Here is a 6,333-nt window from a genome sequence, read left to right on the forward strand (position 1 = left end):
CCCGCCGCCGGCGACGCTGTCGATGTCCGCGGTCTGCACCGCGAACAGGAACGAGAGCAGCAGGATCCAGCCGCCGACCGCGGAGTAGGCGATCGAGCGCCAGATGCCCTTGGCCGCCGCCTCGGAGGCTGCCTCTGTCTCCTCCGAGAGGTGCGCGGACGCGTCGTACCCGGTGATCGTGTACTGGGTCAGCAGCAGACCCAGGGGGAGCACCAGGAACCAGTACTTGCCGTCGGAGTAGCCGGAGTTGTTCAGCCGCTCGGTGAAGACGAACGACATGCTCTGGTGGGTGTCGGGCACCACGACGAGGATCAGCACGATCAGGGCGACCCCGACGACGTGCCACCACACCGACACGTTGTTCATGATCGCCATCAGGTGGCCGCTGAAGATGTTCAGCACCGAGGCGAGGGCCAGCACGACCACGAAGATCACGAAGACCCTGGTCAGTGAGTAGCCCCCGGCATAGGACTCCGACCACATGCTCAGCGTGAGATCGATGAAGGTGGCGCAGCCGTAGGCGACGCCGGCGGTGACCGCCACGAGGCCGATGAGGTTGAGCCAGCCCGTGTAGAAGCCGGCGCGCGGCCCGCCGAGCTTGGAGGCCCACCAGTAGATGCCGCCGGAGGTCGGATAGGCCGACACCAGCTCCGACATCGTGAAGCCGATGATCAGGATGAAGAGGCTGATGATCGGCCAGGACCAGGACATGGAGACCGGACCGCCGTTGTTCCAGCCGGCGCCGAAGTTGGTGAAGCAGCCGGCCAGGATCGAGATGATCGAGAACGAGATCGCGAAGTTGGAGAACCCCGACCAACTTCGGTTCAGGTCCTGCTTGTAGCCGAGCTCCGCCAAGCGCTTGGCGTCCGCGTCCATCGGTTCCTGATGCGATTCCGTGGTGCTCATGGCACCTTCCTCTCCCCAGCCGGCCATTGCGGTCAGTGTGATCTGGGCCTCATCATGATGTCAATGGCATGACCTTAGACCTTTAGACCACGTCGACCGGGAGGAGCGAGGCCGTGGCCCGGCACGCGATCCTGGAGCAGATCGACTGGCTGCACGGCAGGCCCTACGACGTCGAGGAGCTGCCCGGCGGGCTCACCAACGTCAACCTCAAGGTGACCTTCGACGGGCGTGCCGTCGTCGTCCGCGTGGCGCAGCCCGGGGGTGAGCTCCTGGCCGTCGACCACCGCAACGAGCACCTGAACTCGCTCGCGGCGGCAGCGGCCGGGGTGGGAGCGCCGGTCGTCGACTACCTGCCCGAGGCCGGCCTGATGATCGTCGGGTACGTCGAGGGCCGGACCTTCACCGACGACGACCTGCGCGACAGCACCCAGCTCTCCCGTGTCGCGGCCGCGTGCCGCCAGCTGCACCTGGGGCCTCGCTTCGTCAACGACTTCGACATGTTCGCCGTCCAGAGCGGCTACCTCCAAGTCGTCCTCGAGCGCGGTTTCCGAGTGCCCGACCGCTATCAGGACTTCCAGCCTCAGGTCGAGCGGATCCGTGCGGCGTTCGCCGTACGCCCCCAGCCCACCGTCCCCTGCAACAACGACCTGCTGGCGGGCAACTTCATCGACGATGGCTCGAAGCTGTGGCTGATCGACTACGAGTACGCCGGCAACAACGACGCCTGCTTCGAGCTCGGCAACATCTGGAGCGAGGCGGACCTCTCCCTCGACCAGCTGGACGAGCTGATGGCGGCCTACGACGGCACCCTGCTCCGCCATCGGGTGGCCAGGGCCCGGCTGTGGGGACTGATGGCGAAGTACGGCTGGACCCTGTGGGGATCGATCCAGCACTCGGTGAGCGAGTTCGACTTCGACTTCTGGACCTGGGCGAAGGAGAAGTACGACCGCGCCGTCGCGGAGTTCGACGGAGCGGACTTCGAACGGCTCCTGGAGGAGGTGACCCGCAGTGACTGACGCGCTGCCCTCCCGGGCACGAGTCGTCGTCATCGGCGGCGGCGTGATCGGCACCAGCGTCGCCTACCACCTCACCGGACTCGGCTGGACGGACGTGCTCCTGGTGGAGCAGGGCCGCCTCTCCAGCGGCACGACGTGGCACGCGGCCGGACTCGTGGGTCAGCTGCGGGCCTCGGAGAGCGGCACGCGACTCGTGCAGTACTCCACCCAGCTGTACGCCGAGCTCGAGGCCGAGGTCGGGCTGTCGACGGGCTACAAGCGCTGCGGCGGGGTCACCGTCGCCCGCACCGCCGACCGGATGACCCAGCTGCGGCGTACGGCGGCCAGTGCAGACGTCTACGGGCTGGAGTGCGCGCTGCTGACGCCCGGCGAGGCGAGGGAGCGCTACCCCGTCATGCAGGTGGAGGACCTGGCCGGCGCCATCTGGCTGCCCGGCGACGCAACCGCCAACCCGACGGACCTGACGCAGGCACTGGCGAGGGGCGCACGACAGCGCGGTGCCCGGATCGCGGAGCGGACCCGGGTCCTGGACGTCCTCGTCCGGGACGGCGTTGTGACCGGGGTCCGCACCGACGCCGGTGACGTGGAGGCAGAGGTCGTCGTCAACTGCGCGGGACAGTGGGCCAAGCAGGTCGGCGCCCTGGCCGGAGTCACCGTGCCACTGCACTCCGCCGAGCACTTCTACGTCGTGACCGAGCCGATCGACGGCGTACGCCCCGACCTGCCGATCCTGCGCGACCCCGACGGGTACACGTACTTCAAGGAGGAGGTCGGCGGTCTCGTCGTGGGCGGATTCGAGCCCGAGGCGAAGCCCTGGCTGGCGCCGGACCAGATCCCCTACCCGTTCGAGTTCCAGCTCCTCGAGGAGGACTGGGAGCACTTCTCTGTGCTGATGGAGAGCGCGATGCTGCGGATTCCCGCGCTCCGGGAGGCGGGTGTGCGCAAGTTCTACAACGGCCCCGAGAGCTTCACTCCCGACAACCAGTTCATCCTGGGCGCGGCGCCGGAGACCCGGAACTTCTACGTGGGCGCGGGCTTCAACTCGGTTGGCATCGCGTCAGCCGGCGGTGCCGGTCGTGCACTGGCCGAGTGGATCGTCAACGGTGAGGCGACCACGGACCTCACGGCCGTCGACATCCGCCGCTTCGCCCGGTTCAACGGCAACAACCGCTGGTTGCGCGACCGGGTCGCGGAGGTGCTCGGGCTGCACTACGAGATCCCGTGGCCCAACCGCGAGATGCGGACGGCTCGGCCCTTTCGGCGTTCCCCGCTCTACCACCTGCTCGAGCAGTCCAACGCGAGCTTCGGCAGCAAGATGGGCTGGGAGCGCGCCAACTTCTTCGCTCCGCCGGGCACACCGCCGGCCATCGACTACACCTGGTCGAAGCCGACCTGGCTCCCGTGGGTCGCAGCCGAGCACGCCAACACCCGCACCCATGTCACCGTGTTCGACCAGTCGTCGTTCTCGAAGTACCTCGTCGTGGGACCCGATGCCGAACGGGCACTCCAGTGGCTGTGCACCGCAGACGTCGCGGTGCCCCCGGGACGCACCGTCTACACCGGGATGCTCAATGCCCGCGGCACCTACGAGTCGGACGTCACCGTCACCCGGGTCAGCGCGACGGAGTACCTCGTCGTGAGCAGCGCCGCCACGACCGAGCGCGACCAGGACCACATGAGGCGCAACCTGCCCCCGGGATGCTCCGCCACGGTCGTCGACCTGACGTCGAGCTGTGCGGTGCTGGGTGTGATGGGACCACGCTCCCGCGATCTCCTGTCGCGTCTGACGAGCGCCGACCTGTCGGCCGAGGCCTTCGCGTTCGGCACGAGCCGGGAGATCGACCTCGGCCATGCCACGGTCCGCGCCACGCGGATCACCTATGTCGGTGAGCTCGGCTGGGAGCTGTACGTCCCCACCGAGTTCGCGGTCGGCGTGTACGACGACCTGTTCTCGGTCGGCGCCGATCTCGGTGTGGCCGACGGCGGCTACTACGCGATCGAGTCCCTCCGGCTCGAGAAGGGCTACCGGGCGTTCGGTCGCGAGCTGACCCCCGACCACACGCCGGTCGACGCCGGCCTGCTGTTCGCCTGCAAGCTCAGGACCGACATCCCCTTCCTCGGACGCAGCGCGGTCGAACGGGCCAGAGCGGATGGCGCCCGCCGCAGGCTCGTCTCCTTCTCGGTCGACGACCCGGACACCATGGTGTGGGGAGGTGAGGCCGTGCTGCGCAACGGTGTCGTCGCGGGACAGGTCACCTCCGCGACCTGGGCCGCGACCCTCGGCACCGGCGTGGGCCTGGCCTACGTCTGGGACCGTGCCGGCGGCCCGGTCGCCGTCGACTGGGTGCGGGCGGGGTCGTACGAGGTCGCGGTCGGCTCCGACCTGCGTGCGATCTCGGTGTCCCTGCGACCCCTGATCGACCCCGAGGGGCTCAGCATCAGAGCCTGAGGTCGCAGAGCTACAACCCCGGGACCCTGATCAGCGCGAGTTGGCCACCCTCGCGCTTGTAGGTGAAGTCGGGTTGGCCGTCGGCGTTGTTGTCGTCGCCCGGCGCCTGCTCGACCCACAGCGTGTGCGCCTGCACGTTGATGAGGAAGGCACCCGGCCCGAAGGCGGACGACGCGTCGACCACTCCCGTCGACTCCCAGGCTCCCCAGTTGCCGGGTGCCCGGCCGTCGACGTCGGTCGTGCCGCCGTCAGCAGACTGGTCGACCTTGACGATGACCTCCGGGGTGCCGGAGAACGGCGCGAACCAAAGGCGAGCCGTCGTGGCGTTCGCGTCGGTCGAACCGGACGGGAACTGCTGGCTCGACCCCGGGTCCTCGGTGATCAGCAGACCGGTCGCCGTCGACTCGAGATTGTCGGGCTGGTGCACCTCGGCCAGGGTCTTGACGGGGTTGTCGTCGCCCTCCACCAGCACGCTCAGCGACGTCACCCTCGTCGGATCGTCCTTGTCCAGCACCATCCGCCAGATCCGCCCGTTGGTGGAGCGGAAGTTGGGCGTGTCGAGGCTCTGGTCCGCACGTCGTCCTCGGCCCGAGTCGGCCAGGTAGACGACGTTGTGCATGCCGGGGCGCTTGTCGTAGGCGATGTCCTCGATGCGGACGAACTGGAAGACGTTGTTGATGTCGCTCCAGTACTCCAGCGCCCACTGCGGACCATCGATGCCCGTCGGTGTCGTCAGCCGCAGGTCCGTCTGCCAGCTGCCGTTGTTGGGGGGTGCCGGGAAGCCCACGTCGGCGGCCTTGAGGGTCGTGCCGTCGGCGTTCATCCCGGTGGCGATGTTCTTGGGCACCTTGATGAAGTGGCCCTCGACGTCGGTTCCGGACCCGGGGAGCACGTCGTAGTAGTTCTTCACGCCAGGCGTGTCCGACACGAACGCCCAGAGGTCGCCCTTGTCCTTCATCAGGGACTGGGAGTTGCGCGCGATGTAGGAGTAGAGCTGCGACTGCGCCGGCACCGCGCCCGCGGGGAAGACACCGGTCAGCGGCCCACTCGTGAACGTGTCGTCGCCCGAGAGCACGACCGGCTTGTCGTAGCCCGGGACGGGGACGGAGTTCTCGTGGTTGTGGCGGCCCATGCCGTAGATCGGGACGTGCCGACCGCTCTTCACGTCCAGGGCCACGACGACGCCGGCCTCCTGCTCGCCGGGATCCCCCGGGACCGGCGGCCACGAGGCTTCGTCGCGGTAGACGTAGTCCGGCGTCTCCTCGTTGGTGAACAGGGTGGGCCGACGGAAGCCCTCACGCTCGGTGGCGAGGTAGTTGGAGCAGAACCGCTGGTAGCCCTCGCTGCTGTCGATCACCATCTCCCCGCTCAACGTGGCGGCATCGGACCGGTTCAGCACGAGATGGCTCAGCTGGGCGTTGTCGAAGTCGTTCTCGCCGTTGGCGGCAGTGGGCGCAGCGGTCGAGTAGGGAAAGGGAATCTTGCTCGTCTCATGGTTCACGTAGACGTCGACCTGATCGTGGCGGCCGCGCAGCAGCGAGATCCCGTCGGGGATGGCCTCGAAGCGGTATCCGCTCGCGAGCGCGTCTCCGACGCTCAGCAGGGGCATCACCTCGACGCCGGCTCGAACCGGCGTCAGCATGGCGGGCCGCGACGTGCGGAAGCCGTCTGGGTGGTGATCGTCGTCGTGCGCGCCCGCCGGGGTGACCCCGCTCAGCGCCAGTGTCGCTGCCGCCGCTGCCGCCGCTGTCGCCGCCGCGAGAGTCCTGGATCGTCCCATGCCGCCACCCACTTCCGCCGTATGTGTGTGATCTTCGATGTCTAGCAGAGCCAGCATGATCAGTCCAGAGGCGTGACTGTCGCGCGTCGCCGACAGCCGACCACGGCTCCACCGTCGTTGATCCCCGACGCGTTCCCCGGCGTGTCGGGGTTGGTCATCGTCGAATCGGCGCGTTGCTGCGA

Annotated in this window: 4 protein-coding genes; 2 read left to right on the plus strand and 2 right to left on the minus strand. The window is 68.4% G+C overall.

Annotated elements, in window-relative coordinates; translation table 11 throughout:
- The coding region (locus RMO85_RS04895) for an amino acid permease (protein ID WP_310526828.1) at positions 1–906 on the minus strand (906 nt) is incomplete at its 3' end.
- Positions 907–1,019: 113 nt separating this feature from the next.
- Here RMO85_RS04895 and RMO85_RS04900 point away from each other — a divergent pair.
- Positions 1,020–1,922, plus strand: a complete 903-nt coding sequence (locus RMO85_RS04900; RefSeq protein ID WP_310526829.1) for a phosphotransferase — start codon at positions 1,020–1,022, stop codon at positions 1,920–1,922.
- A complete protein-coding gene (locus RMO85_RS04905) occupies positions 1,915–4,371 on the plus strand; it encodes an FAD-dependent oxidoreductase (RefSeq protein WP_310526830.1) in 2,457 nt (818 codons plus the stop codon). The genes RMO85_RS04900 and RMO85_RS04905 overlap by 8 nt, the downstream gene beginning before the upstream one ends.
- 10 nt (positions 4,372–4,381) lie before the next feature.
- On the opposite strand, the gene RMO85_RS04910 is transcribed toward RMO85_RS04905, so the two are convergent.
- The gene (locus RMO85_RS04910; RefSeq protein WP_310526832.1) at positions 4,382–6,151 is read right to left on the minus strand and encodes a hypothetical protein; all 1,770 of its coding nucleotides are present in this window, start codon (positions 6,149–6,151) and stop codon (positions 4,382–4,384) included.
- Positions 6,152–6,333 lie beyond the last annotated feature (182 nt).

Source organism: Nocardioides sp. (genome assembly GCF_031422975.1).
In the GTDB taxonomy this organism is placed as follows: Bacteria; Actinomycetota; Actinomycetes; order Propionibacteriales; family Nocardioidaceae; genus Nocardioides.